19 protein-coding genes are annotated in these 18,801 nt (G+C 45.4%); 1 reads left to right on the top strand and 18 read right to left on the bottom strand.

Features of this window, described 5'->3' with window-relative positions; genetic code table 11:
- Nucleotides 1–88: 88 nt before the first annotated feature.
- From smpB to PG418_RS07940, 5 genes are all read right to left on the bottom strand, one after another.
- Nucleotides 89–562: an SsrA-binding protein SmpB gene (gene smpB / locus PG418_RS07960; RefSeq protein WP_055156322.1), complete on the bottom strand. Its 474-nt coding sequence runs from the start codon at nucleotides 560–562 to the stop codon at nucleotides 89–91.
- Entirely contained in the window at nucleotides 555–2,705 is a 2,151-nt protein-coding gene (gene rnr / locus PG418_RS07955; RefSeq protein WP_446820855.1) for a ribonuclease R, read from the bottom strand. The genes smpB and rnr overlap by 8 nt, the downstream gene beginning before the upstream one ends.
- A 71-nt stretch (nucleotides 2,706–2,776) precedes the next feature.
- Nucleotides 2,777–3,019: a preprotein translocase subunit SecG gene (gene secG, locus PG418_RS07950; RefSeq protein WP_008372776.1), complete on the bottom strand. Its 243-nt coding sequence runs from the start codon at nucleotides 3,017–3,019 to the stop codon at nucleotides 2,777–2,779.
- Nucleotides 3,020–3,108: 89 nt separating this feature from the next.
- Nucleotides 3,109–4,299: a hypothetical protein gene (locus PG418_RS07945; protein WP_498837270.1), complete on the bottom strand. Its 1,191-nt coding sequence runs from the start codon at nucleotides 4,297–4,299 to the stop codon at nucleotides 3,109–3,111.
- Nucleotides 4,292–5,167: a YitT family protein gene (locus PG418_RS07940; protein WP_022220144.1), complete on the bottom strand. Its 876-nt coding sequence runs from the start codon at nucleotides 5,165–5,167 to the stop codon at nucleotides 4,292–4,294. The genes PG418_RS07945 and PG418_RS07940 overlap by 8 nt, the downstream gene beginning before the upstream one ends.
- A 194-nt stretch (nucleotides 5,168–5,361) precedes the next feature.
- Here PG418_RS07940 and PG418_RS07935 point away from each other — a divergent pair, with 194 nt between their 5' ends.
- Nucleotides 5,362–6,081, top strand: a complete 720-nt coding sequence (locus tag PG418_RS07935) for an NAD-dependent protein deacylase (protein ID WP_446820856.1) — start codon at nucleotides 5,362–5,364, stop codon at nucleotides 6,079–6,081.
- Nucleotides 6,082–6,145: 64 nt separating this feature from the next.
- On the opposite strand, the gene PG418_RS07930 is transcribed toward PG418_RS07935, so the two are convergent.
- The 13 genes from PG418_RS07930 to PG418_RS07870 form a co-directional block, all read right to left on the bottom strand.
- Nucleotides 6,146–6,586, bottom strand: coding sequence for a MarR family winged helix-turn-helix transcriptional regulator (locus PG418_RS07930; RefSeq protein ID WP_008372762.1), 441 nt, complete (start codon nucleotides 6,584–6,586; stop codon nucleotides 6,146–6,148).
- Between the two features lie 39 nt (nucleotides 6,587–6,625).
- On the bottom strand, nucleotides 6,626–7,696 hold the full coding sequence (locus PG418_RS07925) for an NAD(P)H-dependent flavin oxidoreductase (protein ID WP_022220146.1): 1,071 nt from the start codon (nucleotides 7,694–7,696) through the stop codon (nucleotides 6,626–6,628).
- A 19-nt stretch (nucleotides 7,697–7,715) separates the two neighbouring features.
- A complete protein-coding gene (locus PG418_RS07920; protein WP_446820858.1) occupies nucleotides 7,716–9,413 on the bottom strand; it encodes an acetyl-CoA carboxylase carboxyltransferase subunit alpha in 1,698 nt (565 codons plus the stop codon).
- Nucleotides 9,414–9,439: 26 nt separating this feature from the next.
- Nucleotides 9,440–10,795 (bottom strand): acetyl-CoA carboxylase biotin carboxylase subunit, encoded by a 1,356-nt coding sequence (locus PG418_RS07915; RefSeq protein ID WP_008372754.1) that lies wholly within the window; start codon nucleotides 10,793–10,795, stop codon nucleotides 9,440–9,442.
- Nucleotides 10,788–11,234: a 3-hydroxyacyl-ACP dehydratase FabZ gene (gene fabZ, locus PG418_RS07910; protein WP_008372752.1), complete on the bottom strand. Its 447-nt coding sequence runs from the start codon at nucleotides 11,232–11,234 to the stop codon at nucleotides 10,788–10,790. Before fabZ ends, PG418_RS07915 begins: the two co-directional genes overlap by 8 nt.
- Nucleotides 11,235–11,254: 20 nt before the next feature.
- On the bottom strand, nucleotides 11,255–11,722 hold the full coding sequence (gene accB / locus PG418_RS07905; protein ID WP_022220149.1) for an acetyl-CoA carboxylase biotin carboxyl carrier protein: 468 nt from the start codon (nucleotides 11,720–11,722) through the stop codon (nucleotides 11,255–11,257).
- 10 nt (nucleotides 11,723–11,732) lie between these two features.
- On the bottom strand, nucleotides 11,733–12,971 hold the full coding sequence (gene fabF / locus PG418_RS07900; protein WP_195255707.1) for a beta-ketoacyl-ACP synthase II: 1,239 nt from the start codon (nucleotides 12,969–12,971) through the stop codon (nucleotides 11,733–11,735).
- 673 nt (nucleotides 12,972–13,644) lie between these two features.
- Nucleotides 13,645–14,400, bottom strand: coding sequence for a 3-oxoacyl-[acyl-carrier-protein] reductase (fabG, locus tag PG418_RS07895; RefSeq protein ID WP_055156314.1), 756 nt, complete (start codon nucleotides 14,398–14,400; stop codon nucleotides 13,645–13,647).
- Between the two features lie 27 nt (nucleotides 14,401–14,427).
- Entirely contained in the window at nucleotides 14,428–15,348 is a 921-nt protein-coding gene (gene fabD / locus PG418_RS07890) for an ACP S-malonyltransferase (RefSeq protein ID WP_446820860.1), read from the bottom strand.
- The gene (gene fabK, locus PG418_RS07885) at nucleotides 15,341–16,279 is read right to left on the bottom strand and encodes an enoyl-[acyl-carrier-protein] reductase FabK (RefSeq protein WP_498837269.1); all 939 of its coding nucleotides are present in this window, start codon (nucleotides 16,277–16,279) and stop codon (nucleotides 15,341–15,343) included. Before fabK ends, fabD begins: the two co-directional genes overlap by 8 nt.
- Before the next feature lie 35 nt (nucleotides 16,280–16,314).
- The gene (locus PG418_RS07880; protein WP_008372743.1) at nucleotides 16,315–16,539 is read right to left on the bottom strand and encodes an acyl carrier protein; all 225 of its coding nucleotides are present in this window, start codon (nucleotides 16,537–16,539) and stop codon (nucleotides 16,315–16,317) included.
- 36 nt (nucleotides 16,540–16,575) lie between these two features.
- The gene (locus PG418_RS07875; protein WP_022220152.1) at nucleotides 16,576–17,538 is read right to left on the bottom strand and encodes a beta-ketoacyl-ACP synthase III; all 963 of its coding nucleotides are present in this window, start codon (nucleotides 17,536–17,538) and stop codon (nucleotides 16,576–16,578) included.
- A gap of 285 nt (nucleotides 17,539–17,823) precedes the next feature.
- Nucleotides 17,824–18,798: a bile acid:sodium symporter family protein gene (locus tag PG418_RS07870; RefSeq protein ID WP_055156310.1), complete on the bottom strand. Its 975-nt coding sequence runs from the start codon at nucleotides 18,796–18,798 to the stop codon at nucleotides 17,824–17,826.
- Nucleotides 18,799–18,801 lie beyond the last annotated feature (3 nt).

Genomic DNA, 18,801 nt, shown 5'->3' with positions numbered 1-18,801 from the left:
TGATTCATCAGGTTATTGAACATTGTACCGCGTCACTGTCTCTGTAAAAATATACAATTTTCACTTTTTTCAAGGGGACAGTTTTGTTTTATCCGAAATTGCGGATCTTGAATTCTCTTTCTGCCTCACGCTTCTGGTCTTTTTTCGCGATATCATCACGCTTATCGTATAGTTTTTTACCTTTTGCCAGTCCGATCTCTACTTTGACAAGACTCTTGCTGAAATACACCTTCAGTGGCACGATCGCCATTCCTTTTTCCTTGGTCTTACCGATCAGTTTGTTGATCTCCGATTTGTGAAGAAGGAGCTTTCTCACACGCAGAGGATCTTTATTGAAAATATTTCCCTTTTCGTATGGACTGATATGCATTCCATAGATGAACACTTCCCCATCCTCAATACGGATAAAGGATTCTTTGATGCTGCATTTTCCCATGCGGAGGGATTTTACTTCCGTACCTGCAAGTGCAATTCCCGCCTCATAAGTATCCAGGATAAAATAGTCATGATACGCCTTTTTATTGTTCGCAATCATCTTGCCCTGCGCTTTTGCCTTAGCCATCTTCTCTCTCCTCTTTTCTTTCCTTTACAAGTCTAAAATCAATGGTTCTTGATATCTCATCACAATCGATCATCTTCACACGCACCTTCTGCCCCAGCTTGTAGGTCTTTCTGTGATGGGAACCAATCATCTGATAATGTTCTTCATCGTAATCATAATGATCGTCTGTCATATTGGTAACATGCACCAGACCTTCTACGGTATTCGGAAGCTCTACATAGATTCCCCACTTCGTGATACCCGAAATAACTCCTTCAAATTCCTGTCCGAAGAAATTCCGCATATACTGTACCTTCTTCAGCTTCAGCGTCTCTCTCTCTGCCTCATCCGCACGGCGCTCTAAGGAGCTTGTCTCCATCGCCACCTCCGGCAGGATTTTTTCATAATGATGCCTCTTTGCATCGTTCATCCTGCCTCGAAGATTATCTTTGATGATCCGGTGGATCTGCAGATCCGGATAGCGCCGGATCGGTGAAGTAAAATGCGTATAATACTGGGTCGCAAGTCCGAAATGTCCGTCATTATCCAGCGAATATCTCGCCTGCTTCATCGAACGGAGTGCAAGCCTTGAGATCATGGCTTCTTCCGGAGTCCCCTCGATCTTATCCAGAAGCTTCTGGACTTCCTTTGGACGGATCTCCTGTCCTCCCTGCATATGCATGGTATATCCGAAATTCTGCAAAAATGTCACAAGTTTCTTCATCTTATCCTCATCCGGTGTTTCATGCACACGGTATAAGAATGGAATCTCCTGCCAGAAATAATCCTCTGCAACCGTCTCATTTGCAACAAGCATAAAATCCTCGATGATCTTCGTTGCCACGTTGCGGTCGTAAGCCTTAATATCCACCGGCTCACCGCTTTCATTTAAAATAATCTTTGCCTCCGGAAAATCAAAGTCGATTGCCCCTCTTCTGTGGCGTCTTTCTCTCAAAATGTGTGACAGTTCTTTCATCAGTTCAAACATCGGGATCAGATCATGATATCGTTCGCATTCTGCCTCATCCCGATCCTCAAGAATCTTTTTCACACTGGTATAGCTCATGCGTTCATCCACATTTACCACAGTTTCTGCAATCTGGTGATCGACTACATTTCCCTTCGCATCAATAGTCATGATACAGCTCAGTGCCAGCCGGTCCTCACCTGCGTTTAATGAACACATTCCATTAGACAGAACTCTTGGCAGCATCGGGATCACACGGTCTGCCAGATAGACACTGGTACCTCTTTTCAGTGCTTCCCGGTCAAGAGCGCTGTTCTCCTGCACATAATTGGTCACATCAGCGATATGCACGCCCAGAATATAACGGTCTCCCTCTTTTGTCAGAGTGATCGCATCATCCAGATCCTTCGCATCCTCGCCATCGATCGTCACGGTCTGCCAGCTCCGCACGTCCTTACGTCCTGCCATATCAGCGGTCGTCACTGCCTTTGCCACACGCTCTGCCTGATTCAGTACCTTCTCCGGAAATTCGGTTGGCAGATCATATCCTTTGACAATCGACAAAATATCAACTCCCGGATCGGTCACATGCCCCAGGATCTCTACGATCTTTCCTTCCGGCTTCTTTCCATTCTCCCCATAAGAGGTCAGCTCTACCACAACCTTATGCCCGGTCACAGCTCCTTTAGAGCGCTCTGCCGGTACGAAGATATCCTGCAGGAAACGCTCATTATCCGGCACAACGAATCCGAAATTCTTCCGGCTCTGATAATAGCCGACGATCCGCTGGGTTCCCCTCTGTACGATTTTCGTGATCTTTCCTTCTCTTCGCATTCCTTCCGGTGCTTTGGTGATGACAACCTCTACCTCATCTCCCTGCATGGCACCGTTCATATCATTTTCTGAGATAAAGATATCTTCGCTCTCACCTTCCACAGTGACAAAGCCGAAGCCTCTCGCGTTTGCCTGGAACATTCCACGCAACTGCTTTGCCTCACCTTTGATGTATTTTCCTTTCTGTGTGACATGTACCCTGCCTTCTTTTTCCAGGCTGTCCATGACAGCTTTGAGTTCCCCTTTCTGATCTTTCGGGACCTGAAGCAGCATCGACAACTCTTTCAGCTTCATCGGCACATAAAATTCGTCACAGATAAATTCATAAATAATTTTCTTTCTTTTTTCAAATAATTCGTCCATCTCTTCTCCTGTCAAAAAAGGAACACCCTATAGATACTATAGAGTGTTCCTCATCTTCTTTCAATCATTCGTTATGCAAAAACTTTCAAGTTCAGGACTGCTGCAAGTACAATAAACAGAATTGCTAAAAACTTGGTAGACTTAACAAGTGCGCCTTCCATAGAACGTCCTTTGTTCTGTCCCCAATAAGAATCTGCCATACCTGCGATTGTTCCAAGACCTGCTGACTTACCTTCCTGCATCAATACGATTACTGTCAATGCGATACAATCTATTGCAAATAAAATTAAAAGTACTGTTTTTAAAATTTCCATTACTAATCACACCTCCTGATGGCTAAACCACTCATGTATTTTACCATAAATCTACTTCCGATTCAAGCAGATTTCATGGATTTCAGTCTTTATTTTACCAGTTTGCTTCCTTTCAGCTTCACAACACGGTCAATTCGGTTAATGGATGACATCCGGTAGGCATAAGCCCCCGACTCGAAAAGTGCATAAATGCTGCCACCGTCCTGATAGATCTGTTCCAGCCTCTCCGGAAACTTGATCGTCTTATAAGCTTCGGAGGTTGACAAGATTCCATATCTGGAATAGTTGAAGATCTGTACCTCCGATGGCAAGATCCCCCAGGATCTGGTAAGCAGGATCTTATTGTTGTAAAATGCCATTCCCTGCACCTTACCGGAAATTACCTGCATACTGACCGCATAGGCAACCGGCTCCGTCACGCCGACCGTCCGTTTCAGGTTCATGTCTTCTTTTTCATACAAGGTGCCGTCTGCATTGATCAGATATTTTTCAATGACACTAGCATTATCCTGTGTAAAGAATCCGACAAACAATGCGCCGTCATGATACGTCATAAATGACGCCCGCTTGATCTTATAAAGGTTGTAAGACATATCGAATTCAATCGGATGATATCCGTCATCAAAGGAATAATTTTCCAGATGAGACAGTGTGATCGCATTTGCCTGCGCCCAGGTGGAACCCTGTCCTGTCACCCACAGGATCTGGTTCATCGTATCGTATGCCATTCCGCCCACATGGGCTTTGGTGTTCAGCACAATCTCTTTCACAAACCGTCTGCTTTCTTTGTCGATCACATAGATCACCGAATCATGTGCCTTTGTCTTACAATAAGCACTGACCAGAATATAATTCTCTGTAAATGCAAGTCCCTGTGGTGTCATGGATGTGCAGACTTCTGCTTCTCCGTCCCCTTTTACTTTCAGCGTCCTTGTTGACTTCAGTCCAGGCACAACATAAGTCCCGTAGTCATTGTCCACTTCGGCTTCATCGCACGCGTACTTATAAACAGTCTGGTTGCGCTTCAGCGTTTTCAGATACTGCTCCATCGTGTAAACGGAATCCGTATTCGTCACCTTCCGGTTTGTCTCCGGCTCCACCTCGGCTCTGTACTGGAATGCATAATACCAGTAGCTTCCTCCGATGATTCCCACAACCAGAAGAATACTGATGATACTGCGGATATGTCCAAACATGGTCTTCTTTTTCCGAACTTTTTTCTTCTTTGTTTTTTTCTCTTCCTGTCTTACTTCCTCATTCTCAAGCTCTTGTTTATTCATTCATGCCCACTTCGTTTTTATATACTTTCTGTGTTGAAAATCCCCGTCCTCTGACCTCATTTACATTGCCAATGATCATAAATGCCTGCGGATCTGTCTCCTGCACGATCTGGTTCAGCCGCATCAGTTCACGGTTAGACACAACGGTAAGGATCATCGGCTGATCCTTTCTCAAATAACCGGTCTGCGTGTAGACCAGTGTAGTTCCTCGGTCAAGCTTCTCCTGGATCAGATGGTTCAGCTTCTCATACTCTCCGGAAATGATCTTGACCTGTGTTCTGGTCGATCCCATCAGAAGCACTTTATCCAGCATCACCGTGTAAATCAATACCAGAAGGATACCATAGATGATCTCTTCTTTATTGGTAAATACCATCTGGAAGATCAGAATCGCAAAATCAAATACATAGAGCATAACAGATACCGGAAGTCCGAATTTCTTATTCAGTACCAGCGGCGGGATATCCATACCTCCTGTTGATGCTCCGCATCTTATAACAACTCCGATTCCAAGTCCAATCATCAGACCTCCACAGATCGTTGAAAGCATCTTATCGTCTGTGACGTTCTGTAATACCGGAACATTCTCCAGTATTCCCAGAATGATCGGATAATAAAACGTACTGACCAGTGTAGTAAGTGCAAATTTCATACCAAGCACTGCAGCCCCCAGAAGAAACATCAGTGTGTTGAAGATCAGTACAAATGTATGGATCTGTAATCCAAAATAATGGTTTACGGCAATTCCAAGCCCCGTGGTCCCTCCGGTAATGATATCATTCGGCAGGATAAACATTACAATTGCAAGTGCATATACTGTATTCCCCAATAAAATCAGACACAGATTCCTCATATTTGACATTTTCATATTACGCTCTCCTTGACATATGTATTTTGTCTGCAGATTTCCCCAATTTTCCACAATCCAATACTTTATAGTATACTCGGTGCATGTTTTTGGGACAAGGAATTTTTTTATTTTATTCTCTTTTTTCGTTTCATTTGGTATACTGTGATTAAAAAGACAGGTTTTGATTTTCCAGGAAAAGAGGTTATCAAATTATGGACAAGATCAGACAGTTACAGGACATGATTAACGAGAGCAACCGAATCGTCTTTTTCGGCGGTGCCGGCGTCTCTACCGAGAGTAATATTCCGGACTTCAGGAGTGCAGACGGACTCTACAAACAAAAGTACCGCTACTCACCGGAACAGATTGTAAGCCACAGCTTTTTCATGCAGCATACGGAAGAATTTTATGATTTTTATAAAGAGAAAATGATGTTCCTTGATGCGAAGCCAAATAAAGCACATCTGAAGCTTGCCGAGCTGGAAGCCGCCGGAAAGCTGACCGCCGTTATCACACAGAATATCGACGGACTCCACCAGGCTGCCGGAAGCAAAAATGTACTGGAGCTTCATGGAAGTATCCACCACAATTACTGCATGCGTTGCAAAAAGCAGTACAGTGCACGTTTTGTAAAAGAATCAAAAGGAATCCCAACCTGCGACTGCGGCGGAACTATCCGCCCGAATGTAGTTCTCTACGAAGAAGGACTGGATAATCAGATTATCCAGAAAAGTATCCGCGCCATCTCAGAAGCAGATATGCTGGTCATCGGCGGTACTTCTCTTGTGGTCTACCCTGCTGCCGGATTTATCGATTATTTCCACGGCAAATATCTGGTACTCATCAACAAGGATGCAACTGCCCGTGATGTAGGCGCAACTCTGACGATCCATGAGCCGATCGGAGAAGTATTAGACCGGATCCATGTATAGCCGGAAAATCCAAAAATCCTCTGCCTGCCCTTTCTAATGAAAGAGTGACAGAGGATTTTTCATTTTAACCGTTATACGTCTTAAAAAACTGATACAGATTGTCCAGTGCCTTTGTCAGAACCGGGATCTCTTCTTCATCCAGCGTCTCAACAACAGCTTCTACCATCTTCTTATGAAAATTCGCATGATGATGATATGCCTTCTCCCCTTTTTCCGTCAGCTGGATATTGACGATCCTCCGGTCTTCTTCGCTCCGGTGGCGGACTGCATACTTTTTATTGACCAGACTGTTCATCGAAGTTGTCAGTGATCCGACCGTGATTCCGAGCTTCTTCGCGATCGTGGACATATTATTCCCGGTCCCAAGTCCGATTGCTTCAATAATATGCATATCGTTATTCGTCAGATCCTTGAATTCTTCTGTGATCACTGCCTTTTCTTCTAATTCCCATATATCATTAAAAAGATGTACCAATATCTTATTGATGCTTTCGTATGCGTCCAATTCCCCTTCTTCTCCTTGCTGTGTCTTTTTCTAGTTCAATTATACACAGTCACCTAACAAAGAATCAATCACTTCTTTCACAGTTTCTATTTTTTCTGCTTTCCACACATCCGCTCCGCAGAACAGAAGTGCCTCTCCAATCTCACCTTTTGCCGCTTTGATCAGCGCTTCCGTGATACAGTATGGCACTTCCGCCGGGTTACAGTTTTTCAGACACCCAAGACATCTCTTAGGCTTCACCCTCTCTCCTGCCATTACATGACTGATAAATGGATTCTTAATTGCCCTTCCCGGCATTCCAACCGGACTTTTCACCAGAATGACATCCTCTTTCTTCGCATTCAGATAACTCTGCTTGTAACTGAGATCCGCATCGCACTCCCATGTCGTGACAAATCTTGTTGCCGCCTGGACTGCATCTGCTCCTAATGAAAAGGCATGCTCTGCCGCATCTTTATCCGAAATTCCTCCGGCTACTGCCACCGGGATATGCACCTGATATTTTTGGGCGTACTTTCTGACCACTGCCATGATCCTCTCGATTTCATTATCATAGCTTTCCTGTGTGTAAGTTTCCAGCTGCTCCCGGTCAAACCCCAGATGTCCTCCGGCTTTAGGGCCCTCGATCACAATCAGGTCTGCGGTTCTGGAAAATTTTTTATCCCAGTATTTTAAGATAACTTTCGCCGATTTTTCAGTCGATACGATCGGAGCGATCTTGGTACTGCTGCCCTCCACAAGTCCCGGCAGCTCGATTGGAAGCCCTGCCCCGGATACGATTAGATCTGCTCCGGCGTCCACTGCTGCTTTCACATGCTCGTCATAATCTTTCAGTGCAACCATGATATTAAATCCGATCACGCCATCCGGAGCCGTCTCTCTTGCTCTTTGAAATTCAGATCCAATTGCACGGATATTTGCCGCCCTTGTATTCGTTTCAAAATCCGGTTCACGAAATCCGATCTGTGCGGTTGAGATGATCCCGACTCCACCTTCTTTTGCAACCGCTCCGGCAAGCTGCCCAAGGCTCACACCGACTCCCATTCCCCCTTGAATGACCGGTCTTTTTACTTTCAAATCACCAATCACAAGTTCCGGTAATCCTTTCATTTTTCTTCTCCTCTTTCTACTACATCCTGCGGAATCTGTCATACCGCTTTTCGGTAAGTTCTTCCTTTGTCATTGCACCATATTTTTTCAAAAAAATACTGATATAATCATCCATCGGATCTGTCACTTCTGTAAATGTTTCCAGATTGAAGTTTTCCGGCTCCGGAATCACCCGTTCTACGATACCGGCTTTCAGGAGACGATCTGCTGTCAGCTTCATCACACCTGCCGCCTCTTTTGCGCGGCTGCTGTCCTTCCACAGGATACTTGCAAATCCTTCCGGCGAAAGAATGGAGTAAATCGAATTTTCAAGAAGCCACACTTCATCTGAAGTTGCCATCGCAAGAGCTCCCCCGCTTCCACCTTCTCCGATCACAACTGACAGGATCGGAACCTGAAGATTTGACATCTCAAATAAATTTTTTGCGATTGCCTCACCCTGTCCTCTCTCTTCTGCTTCCAGCCCGCAGAACGCTCCCGGCGTATCTACAAAACAGATGACCGGACGGTTAAATTTCTCTGCCTGTTTCATCAGACGAAGGGCTTTGCGGTATCCATCCGGTGACGGCATTCCAAAGTTACGCTCGATATTTTCTTTTGTCGTGCGACCCTTTGCCTGCGCGATCACCGTCACCGGCATTCCGTGAAATCTTGCAATCCCGCCAATGATCGCCTTATCATCCTGGTAATAACGGTCTCCATGAAATTCCATAAAATCTGTAAATAATTCTTCAATGTACTCCGCACCGACCGGACGAGCCTTGTCTCTGGATAACTGCACCCGTTCCCATGGTGTCAGATTCCTCTGTACCGCCTGTGTTTCCTTTTCTTCTACTTCTGGCAAATCGTATGTACCCTGCTTATGCATTGCTACAATTTCCGCCAGTGTCTCCCTAAGACGCGGACGCTCCACAATCTGATCCACAAATCCGTGCTCCTGAAGAAATTCTGCCCTCTGGAATCCTTTCGGAAGCTTCTGCCCTATGGTCTGTTCAATCACACGCGGACCCGCAAAACCGATCAGCGCCCCCGGCTCGGCAAGAATGATATCTCCAAGCATGGCAAAACTTGCCGTTACCCCGCCGGTTGTCGGATCGGTCAGCACACTTACATATAAACAGCCTGCATCATGGTGTCTTTTCAGTGCCGCTGAAGTCTTTGCCATCTGCATCAGAGAGTGGATCCCCTCCTGCATTCTGGCGCCTCCTGAACAGGCAAATATAATAATCGGAATCCTCTCACTGGTTGCCTTTTCTACTGCACGGGTAATCTTTTCGCCGACCACCTTTCCCATGCTCGCCATCATAAACCGCCCGTCACAGACTGCAAGAACTACTTCATTTCCCGCGATCCTTGCTTTTCCGGTTACAACCGCCTCATCAAGCCCGGTCTTTTCCTGCAGTGCTTCTACCTTTTCTTCATAGCCTTTATAATGCAGCGGATTTCCTGAAGTCAGTCCCTTGTCCCACTCTTCAAAGGTGCCCGCATCTGCTACCATTTCAATCCGGTGCATCGCATGCACACGGAAATAATTCTGACATTTTGGACAAATATAATATCCATTCTTCACATCTTCTGTCAGAATGGCAGATTTGCAAACGTTACATTTTTTCAGAAGTCCCTCCGGAACTTCCGGTGCCATATGGGCAGGCTTTCCTTCGCCAAGAGATATATACCCTCTTCTGCTTGTTTTTTTAAACATATTTGACAGTTTCAAATTGCTTTACCTCCGCTTTTGTAGAGCTAACCTTGCCGATTCTTTGCTTCTTTTTCGGCAATAAATTCAATATCAAAATCTCCTGCCTGATACTTTGAATCATGCAAAATATCATATTGATAATCCACATTGGTATCAATGCCTTCTATAATTACTTCACCAAGTGCACTCTGCATCTTCCGGATCGCTTCAGTACGGTTCTTTGCAAATACGATCAGCTTTGCCAGCATATTATCATAATATGGCGGTACAGTGTATCCACTGTAAATTGCTGAATCAATCCGCACACCCTTTCCTCCCGGAAGGTACATATCGGTGATCGTTCCCGGACACGGACGGAAATTCTTTTCCGGATTTTCCGCATTGATCCTGCACTCAATGGCATGACCGGTCAGTTTTACATCTTCCTGCGTAAAGGAAAGCCGTTGACCGTCTGCGATCCGGATCTGTTCCTTGATCAGATCGATCCCTGTCACCCATTCTGTGACCGGATGCTCCACCTGGATTCTGGTATTCATTTCCATAAAATAAAATTTTCCACTCTTTTCCAGCAGAAATTCAATGGTTCCTGCATTTTCGTAATGCGCTGCCTTTGCCGCTTTTACCGCTGCTTCGCCCATTCTCCGGCGAAGCTCATCCGAAATCACGGCACATGGGGATTCTTCAATCATCTTCTGATGATTTCTCTGCACCGAACAGTCCCGTTCTCCTAAATGCACCACATTTCCATACTTATCCGCCATGATCTGAAATTCAATGTGCTTCGGATGCTGCACAAAATGCTCGATGTACATAGTGTCATCTCCAAAAGCTGCCTTGGTCTCTTTCTGTGCAGTACGGAATGCCATGTCAAATCCGGCTTCATTTTCCGCCACACGCATTCCTTTTCCGCCTCCGCCGAGAGCCGCCTTTACGATCACCGGATAGCCGATCTCTCTTGCAACTTCTTTTCCTTTTGCTGCATCATAAATCGCTTCCCGGCTTCCCGGAATGATCGGAACCCCGGCATTTGCCATGGTATTTCTCGCCTCGGATTTATTTCCAAGCCTGCTGATCACTTTCGAATCCGGTCCAATAAAAATGATGTTGCACTTCTCACAAAGCTCTGCAAATTTCGTATTTTCAGAAAGAAAACCAAATCCCGGATGGATCGCATCTGCTCCCGACACGATGGTCGCGCTGATGATCTGCTCCATATTCAGATAGCTTTCCGAAGATGGTGCAGGTCCAATACAGATTGCTTCATCTGCAAGCTGTGTATGCAATGCTTCTTTATCTGCTTCTGAATAAACTGCAACCGTCTCGATCCCCATTTCCCGGCAGGCACGGATGATCCGAACTGCGATCTCTCCACGGTTTGCGATCAATACTTTCTTAATCATCTGTTTCCGCCTTCCCGATCATCAGAGACAACTCTGCCTTTACTGCAACTTCTCCATCCACTGATGCAACAGCTTCTCCGATTACCAGTGGTCCCTTCTGACGAATAATTCTTGCTTCCAGTTTTAACTTGTCACCCGGAACAACTTTTCTGCGGAACTTGCAGTTCTTAATCCCACCAAAATAACCGAGCTTTCCTTTATTTTCTTCCTGCATCAGAACCGCTACTGCACCGACCTGCGCCAGTGCTTCTACGATCAGCACTCCCGGCATCACCGGCTCCTGTGGAAAATGTCCGGCAAAAAAGTCCTCTCTGTAAGTCACACATTTATAGCCAACTGCATATTCCCCCGGCTCGTAATCTTCGATATAATCTACCAGCAAAAACGGATGTCTGTGCGGAATGATTTTCTGAATTTCCTTGATTCCCAAATGTTTCATGCTTTTCGCCCTCCATCCAGCTATGCGATTCGGAATAATGGCTGTCCGTATTCCACAGTTTCTCCATTTTTCACGAGTACTTCCGATACCACACCGTCAAAATCACACTCAATATCATTCATCAGCTTCATCGCCTCTACGATGGCAACCGTCTGTCCTTTTGACACATGATCGCCAACTGCCACAAATGGTGCTGCCTCTTCCGACGGTGCTGCATAAAAGGTTCCAACCAGAGGGGATTTGATCAGCTGCCCTTCTGCTTCTTTTCCTTTTTCCGGTCCATCCTCTGACTTCAGTGCCGATACTGCATTACTCTGCGCTCCTGGCACGTTTTGTACTGTCGTCAGCTGTGCTGCCCCTGTACTGACAACCATCTGTTCTTTTTCTTTCTGTATTTTCAATTTCACACCGTTTTCTTCATACTGAAATCCTGTCAGGTCCGAATCTGAAACGGTCTGAATCAGTTTTACCAGATTTTCTAATTCCATCCTTCTACCTCTATCCTTCATACTTCTTCAAAAGAAGGGTTGCATTGTGCCCGCCAAATCCAAGGGAATTGGTGAGCGCACATTTGATCTCTTTTTCGACCGGTGCGCCAACTGCATAGTTCAGATCACATTCTTCATCACATTCCCTGGTTCCAACGGTCTGATGGATAAATCCATCCTGAATAGATTTTACAGTAACGATACACTCTACCGCACCTGCTGCACCAAGAAGATGACCGATCATGGATTTCGTTGAATTCACAACCACATCCTTTGCCGCATCGCCGAATGCTTTCTTGATCGCATAGGTTTCAAACAGATCATTATGGTGCGTGCTGGTTCCGTGTGCATTAATGTACTGTACTTCTTTCGGTGTCACGCTGCCCTCTTCCATCGCAAGCTCCATCGCCTTTGCCGCACCGCTTCCGTCTTCTGCTGGGGAAGTGATATGGTAAGCATCTCCGGTTGCCCCGTAACCTGCAAGCTCTGCGTAAATCTTTGCGCCTCTTGCTCTCGCATGCTCCAGCTCTTCCAGAACCACCACACCGGCTCCTTCTCCAAGAACAAACCCACTTCTGTCTTTATCAAATGGAATTGATGCACGCAGTGGATCTTCTCTGGTAGTAAGTGCGGTAAGTGCGGTAAATCCGGCAATCCCTGTCGGACAGATACAGCTTTCCGTACCACCTGCAAACATTACGTCCGCATCTCCGTACTGAATGGCACGAAGCGCATCCCCGATACAATTGGTTCCCGTTGCACATGCTGTAACGACATTTGTGCACTTTCCTTTAAGCCCAAGCTGGATCGATACATTTCCGGCTGCCATATTGGAAATCATCATCGGAACCATCAGTGGTGCTACCCTTCCCGGTCCCTTTTCCAGGATTGTCGTGTACTGTTTCTCGATCTGCTGCAGACTTCCAATTCCTGAACCGATGATCACGCCACAACGGTACGGATCCTCTTTTTCAATTTCAAATCCCGCATCCGCACACGCTTCCTTCGCCGCTGCAACCGCATACTGGGAAAATGTTTCCATTCTCTTCGATGCCTTGAAATCCATCCGTTCCTTTGCAACAAAGTCCTTGACTTCCGCTGCGATCTTCACTTTATATTCGGTTGTATCAAATTTTGTGATCGGACCGATTCCTACGGTTCCATTTTTGATACCGTTCCAGAATTCTTCTACTGTATTACCAATCGGGGTAATCGCTCCAAGCCCCGTAATAACAACTCTGCGCTTCATATTGCCTCCTTTTGTGGAAAATGTGTGGATTGGTAGGTTGTGACACCACTCCGCACAAATATTATCGGAGACATTCAGTTGTGCAAACCATTCCGATGAGCCCCCGAAATCAATCATTGTGTCAGCAATGGCTTCCACAATGATTTGAGTCTCATCTCCATTGCACAAAAATTGAATGCTTCCGATAATATTTGTGCTTCGTGGCACTCAAGTCTACTGTCTAAAACACGTTTTCCACGAAACATTTTTGGTGTGTTGTTGACTGTTTTTACTTTTTGAAAAAATTTATCATTTTTAACTTTTGATAAGTTACGATTTTAATTTTTACTATTGAATGCTCATTTGATCATTTCCTCTAATCAGATTTCTTACTCTTCCTATCCGCAGTACAAATGAAAACTAAAACCAATTTCTTCCCCTCCGCAATCCGCACTTGGTATATTGAACTACTTCACGGATGTAAAATGGTTTTCTCGACAAAGTTGAATGACAAACTGTACAAAAGATGTCATTCAAATTCATTTTTCGAGCAATGGAGATGAGACTCAAAGGATTGTGGAAGCCTTTGCTGACACAATCCTTGGTTTCAGAGGCTCATCGGAATGGTTTGCGAGTCTGAATTTGAAGGACATCTTTTGTACAATTTGTCCCTCAACCTTCTCTGCAACCATTTTTACATCACCATCCCCCCATCGACCTGCAGAACCTGCCCCGTAATGTAACTCGCATGCTCAGACGCCAGAAACGCCACTGCCTTCGCGACATCTTCTGGCTGTCCCATTCTGGCAAGAGGGATCTGACCTCTCATTTCTTCTTTGAGCTTATCGGAAAGAACTTCTGTCATCTCCGTTTCAATGAAGCCCGGTGCAACCGCATTAACCGTGATTCCGCGGGATGCCAGTTCTTTTGCCGCAGATTTGGTCATTCCAATAATTCCTGCTTTAGATGCAGCATAGTTTACCTGACCGGCATTTCCGCTGATTCCAACTACAGATGCAAGATTGATGATCTTTCCGCTTCTCTGCTTCATCATCTGTCTGGATGCAAAACGGATGCAATGGAAAGTTCCTTTCAGATTGACATCAATGACATCGGAGAAATCTTCTTCACTCATACGCATCAGCAGACCATCCTTTGTGATCCCTGCATTATTTACCAGAATATCGATTCTTCCAAACTGCTCGATCACTGCTTTTATAAATGCTTCACATCCCTCGTAATCTGCCACATTGCACTGCATACACTGGGCACATCCACCCTTTTCTACAATTTCATGTTTTACTTCATCTGCTTTTGCTTCAGAACCATTGTAATTGATCACAACTGTTGCTCCCTGTGCAGCCAGCTCCTTCGCAATTGCCTTTCCAATTCCACGGGACGCGCCGGTAACCACCGCGATCTGTCCTTCCAAATTTGCTCTGTCTGTCATATGCTTTTCCTTTCCATTGCCTGTTTTTTACACCAGTTCAGCAATTACTTTTTCCATATCTTCCCAGGTTTCGATATTATATACTTTGACACCTTTGTCGATACGCCGCATAAATCCGGCGAGTGTTTTTCCCGGTCCGATTTCCACAAAAGTGTCTACACCATCTTCAATCATAGTTCTCACACTTTCTTCCCATCGTACCGGTGAAGAAATCTGTTTTGCAAGAAGTGCCTTTGTCTCTTTGATATCCGTCACATATTTTGCCGTAACATTCGTCACATAAGGAATGGCAAGTGGTTCAAAATTTCTCTTCTCCATTTCCTTCGCAAGCTCTTCGCCTGCACTTTCCAGCATCTTTGAGTGGAACGGACCACTTACATTTAACAGAACCGCCCTTTTTGCTCCGGCTGCTTTTAAAGACTCTGCTGCCTTTTCTACCGCTGCGGTCTTTCCTGTAATTACAATCTGTCCCGGACAGTTATAATTTGCCACAGACGCACCCGGAATTTCTTCCGTCACTTTTTCAACCGTTTCTCCATCCAGTCCCAGGATTGCCGCCATGGCTCCTTCACCTGTCGGAACGGTATTCTGCATCAGAATCCCTCTTTTTCTCACAAGAGAAATGGCGTCTTTCGGCTGCATGCCTCCCGCTGCGCTGATCGCACAGTACTCTCCAAGGCTGAGCCCGGCTGTCACATCCGGTGTAAGACCTCTCTTTTCAATCTCGGCTGTCATTGCAAGACAGGCTGTTACCATGGCTGCCTGAGTGTATTCTGTCTGATCCAGCTGCTCATTTTCTTCAAAGCAAAGCTTTGTCATATCAAGTCCCAGCTCTGTTGTTGCTGTATCAAAAATCTCTTTTGCAAGTTCACTGTTTTCATAAAAATCTTTTCCCATACCGCACTTCTGCGCGCCCTGTCCCGGGAAAATGAATGCTGTTTTATTCATAAAATCCTTTGCCTCCGATCAGTGCATCCGTCTCACTTACCAGCTTTTGGATCAGGTCTTTACAGCTCATGATCTCTTTTACCATGGCTGCACTCTGTCCCGCCATTACGCTTCCGTTTGTCACATCTCCGTCTACAACGGCCTTTCTTAAGCCTCCAAGTGTAAGGTGCTCAAGTTCTTCAAAGGATGCACCGTTTTTCTCAAGGTCCAGATATTTTTTCGTCATTTGGTTGCGAAGTGCTCTTACCGGATGTCCTGTGCTTCTTCCGGTTACTCTGGAATCAATGTCCTTCGCTTTGATGATCGCATTTTTATAATTTTCATGTACGATAGATTCTTCGGTCGCAACAAAATGGGTTCCCATCTGTACGGCTTTTGCTCCCAGCATAAATGCTGCCGCAATTCCTCTTCCATCTGCGATTCCTCCGGCCGCGATTACCGGAATCTTCACTGCGTCTACAATCTGTGGAACCAGTACCATAGTCGTATTTTCTCCGATGTGTCCTCCGGATTCACATCCTTCCGCAACAACTGCATCTGCCCCGCACCGTTCCATTCTTCTTGCAAGTGCAACGGATGCAACCACCGGAATGACTTTAATTCCTGCTTCTTTCCACATTTTCATATATTTTTCCGGGCTTCCGGCGCCTGTCGTTACAACCTTTACGCCTTCTTCCGCTACTACTTTTGCCACTTCCTCTGCATAAGGACTTATCAGCATGATATTTACTCCAAATGGTTTATCAGTCAGCTTTTTTGCTTCTCTGATCTGTTCACGTACCCACTCAGCCGGGGCGCTTGCAGCCCCGATGAGCCCAAGCCCGCCGGCATTTGATACGCCGGCCGCAAGATGATACTCAGCAACCCAGGCCATTCCGCCCTGGATGATCGGATACTCGATTCCAAGTAATTCGGTTACTTCTGTTTTCATATTACAACCTCTTTCTGTCTGTGTTTTTGCGATTCTTATTTTTTCAGTCCTTCGATGTATGTTACAACACTTCCGATTGTCTTGAGATCACCGATTGCTTCCGTATCGATTTCCACACCAAATTCATCTTCAAATGTCATAACCATATCCATCAGATCAAGGGAATCTGCTCCAAGAGATTCAAAAGTTGTCTCCTCTGTGAGGTCTGCTGCGTTTACGTCAAGTCCTTCTGCTACGATTTCTTTTACTTTTTCTAACATGTTCTTAGTCTCCTTATTGTTTGATTATTTTTATATTTACCACTCTATGAGTGTGGCTCCCCAGGTGAGTCCGGCACCGAAGCCGCAGAGAACAATCTTCTGTCCTTTGTGGAAGCGACCGGTTTTGTTCAGTTCATCCAGGAGGATTGGGATGCTGGCGGATGATGTATTACCGTATTCTTCAATGTTGACCGGGAATTTTGCAAGGTCTGTTTTCATCCGTTTTGCCACAGATTCGATGATCCGTAAGTTTGCCTGATGCAGAACGAAAAGATCAATATCTTTCTCGGTCAGATCTGCTTTTTGCAGAAGTTCTCCGATGACTTCCGGCACTTTTTTTACGGCAAATTTGAAAACTGCCTGTCCATCCATGGATACATAAGTCTGTTTTTCATTTTCTTTGTCCTGCCAGTTTTTCTGCTGACGGCTTTCGCAGGCAAGTACCTGTCCTTTTGCTCCGTCAGAATGGGTAACTGCCGGAAAGATTTCACCTTCTTCTGCACAGATCACGGCTGCTCCTGCCCCGTCACCAAAAAGAATGCAGCTTCCTCTGTCTTTCCAGTTGACAATTCCGGATAGGGTTTCACTTCCGATCACCAGAATGTTCTGATACATTCCGGCTGCTATGTAAGCCTGCGCAGTATTGTAGGCATACACAAAACCGCTGCATGCGGCACTGATGTCGAAACAGGTTGCATTTACTGCTCCCAGCTCTTTCTGGACTTCGCAGGCAGTGCTTGGGATCACGGTGTTTGGCGTGATTGTAGATACCAGGATCAGATCCAGATCGTCTGCATTTAATTTTGCATCTGTAAGTGCATTTTTTGCCGCTTTTATCGCCATGCTGACTGTTGTATCTTCTTCTGCAATATGTCTGCGCACAATTCCGGTCCGTTCACGGATCCATTCATCATTCGTCTCCACAAACTTCGCGAGATCATTGTTGTCGTAATAATGCTCCGGTATATAAGAACCGGTACCGCATATCCTTCCTCTCATGGTTGTTCTCTCCATTTATTTTTGTTTTAAAATCTTTTTCGTTTAAAATATTTTTATATTCAAACTAATTGATAATATAACATAATCGGAATGATTTGACAAGAGGGAAATTTTTTTGTTTGACGCGAGGGGCAAATGAATGGAAAAGAAGAGTTCCTGTTCTCTTCTTTTCCATTCATCTGCCATTCAAATCGGTAAAAAAATGACGTGCTTTAGTCTCTGTATTTTCTGTTCTGAGTACAAAAAATCCTGCGGTTTTGCCAATTCAAAATCGCAGGATTTTTCTTATTCTGTAACTTCCTGATATGCCTCTTTCGTCTGTTCTCCGCTCCGGCGGATCCCTGCAAACAAAGATCCGGATATATTATGCCATACACTGAAGATCGCCCCCGGAAGGGTTGCCAGTGGATTTGCCACGAAATTGGCAGTTGCAAGGGAGATTGCAAGTCCACTGTTCTGCATTCCGACTTCGATGGCAATGGCAGTTGCCTTATCGTACTCAATATGTAAAATTTTCGCTGCACCGAGTCCGATTCCCATTCCGCAGAGATTGTGAAGCATCACAACTCCGAGGACCAGAAGTCCGCAACTTAAGATTTTTTCTGCATTGACGGCTACGATTCCGCTGATGATCATTACGATCGATACAACTGAGATCAGTGGCAGAACCTCTGATATTTTCTGGATCTGTTTCCCCCAGACCCAGTTGATCAGAATTCCCAGAAGTACCGGAACCAGAACAACCTTTACTACAGAAATTACCATTGCCCAGAAGGATACCTCTACCCAGGCTCCGGCGAGTACATACACCAGAAGTGGTGTTACAATCGGTGCCGCAAGAGTTGATGTGATCGTCATTCCGACAGAAAGCGCCACATCACCTCCGGCAATATAGGTGATCACATTGCTTGCCGTTCCACCCGGGCAGCAACCAACCAGGATCACGCCAAGTGCCAGATCTGTCGGCAGCTGCATAACCTGACACAGGATCCACGCGATCACCGGCATGATTGTGTACTGTGCGATGAATCCGATCAGGATTTCTTTTGGTCTGGAAAAGACTCTTTTGAAATCGTCCATCTTGATCGTAAGCCCCATGCCGAACATGGCAACTCCGAGAAATACAGAAGTGTAGCTCGTTGTCCACGCAAAGCCGTCACGCCAGAAGAATGCAATGACGGAAAAACAGATAATGATGACCCCGATATATTTTGTAAGAAAAGAGCTGACCTTTCCCACTTTTTTCATTCTGTTTTCCATAGG

This window comes from Bariatricus sp. TF06-38A (genome assembly GCF_027690675.1).
Taxonomy (GTDB): Bacteria; Bacillota; Clostridia; order Lachnospirales; family Lachnospiraceae; genus Allocoprococcus; species Allocoprococcus comes.
Note: the sequence above shows the minus strand (reverse complement) of the source record. Positions and strands in the feature narration are given on the sequence as shown.

Bases quoted from the DNA above. Each gene is read 5' to 3' on its own strand.
- smpB (WP_055156322.1), bottom strand. From the start codon at position 562: ATGGCTAAGGCAAAAGCGCAGGGCAAGATGATTGCGAACAATAAAAAG.
- rnr (WP_446820855.1), bottom strand. From the start codon at position 2,705: ATGGACGAATTATTTGAAAAAAGAAAGAAAATTATTTATGAATTTATC.
- secG (WP_008372776.1), bottom strand. From the start codon at position 3,019: ATGGAAATTTTAAAAACAGTACTTTTAATTTTATTTGCAATAGATTGT.
- PG418_RS07945 (WP_498837270.1), bottom strand. From the start codon at position 4,299: ATGAATAAACAAGAGCTTGAGAATGAGGAAGTAAGACAGGAAGAGAAA.
- PG418_RS07940 (WP_022220144.1), bottom strand. From the start codon at position 5,167: ATGAAAATGTCAAATATGAGGAATCTGTGTCTGATTTTATTGGGGAAT.
- PG418_RS07935 (WP_446820856.1), top strand. From the start codon at position 5,362: ATGGACAAGATCAGACAGTTACAGGACATGATTAACGAGAGCAACCGA.
- PG418_RS07925 (WP_022220146.1), bottom strand. From the start codon at position 7,696: ATGAAAGGATTACCGGAACTTGTGATTGGTGATTTGAAAGTAAAAAGA.
- PG418_RS07915 (WP_008372754.1), bottom strand. From the start codon at position 10,795: ATGATTAAGAAAGTATTGATCGCAAACCGTGGAGAGATCGCAGTTCGG.
- fabZ (WP_008372752.1), bottom strand. From the start codon at position 11,234: ATGAAACATTTGGGAATCAAGGAAATTCAGAAAATCATTCCGCACAGA.
- accB (WP_022220149.1), bottom strand. From the start codon at position 11,722: ATGGAATTAGAAAATCTGGTAAAACTGATTCAGACCGTTTCAGATTCG.
- fabF (WP_195255707.1), bottom strand. From the start codon at position 12,971: ATGAAGCGCAGAGTTGTTATTACGGGGCTTGGAGCGATTACCCCGATT.
- fabG (WP_055156314.1), bottom strand. From the start codon at position 14,400: ATGACAGACAGAGCAAATTTGGAAGGACAGATCGCGGTGGTTACCGGC.
- fabD (WP_446820860.1), bottom strand. From the start codon at position 15,348: ATGAATAAAACAGCATTCATTTTCCCGGGACAGGGCGCGCAGAAGTGC.
- fabK (WP_498837269.1), bottom strand. From the start codon at position 16,279: ATGAAAACAGAAGTAACCGAATTACTTGGAATCGAGTATCCGATCATC.
- PG418_RS07880 (WP_008372743.1), bottom strand. From the start codon at position 16,539: ATGTTAGAAAAAGTAAAAGAAATCGTAGCAGAAGGACTTGACGTAAAC.
- PG418_RS07875 (WP_022220152.1), bottom strand. From the start codon at position 17,538: ATGAGAGGAAGGATATGCGGTACCGGTTCTTATATACCGGAGCATTAT.
- PG418_RS07870 (WP_055156310.1), bottom strand. From the start codon at position 18,798: ATGGAAAACAGAATGAAAAAAGTGGGAAAGGTCAGCTCTTTTCTTACA.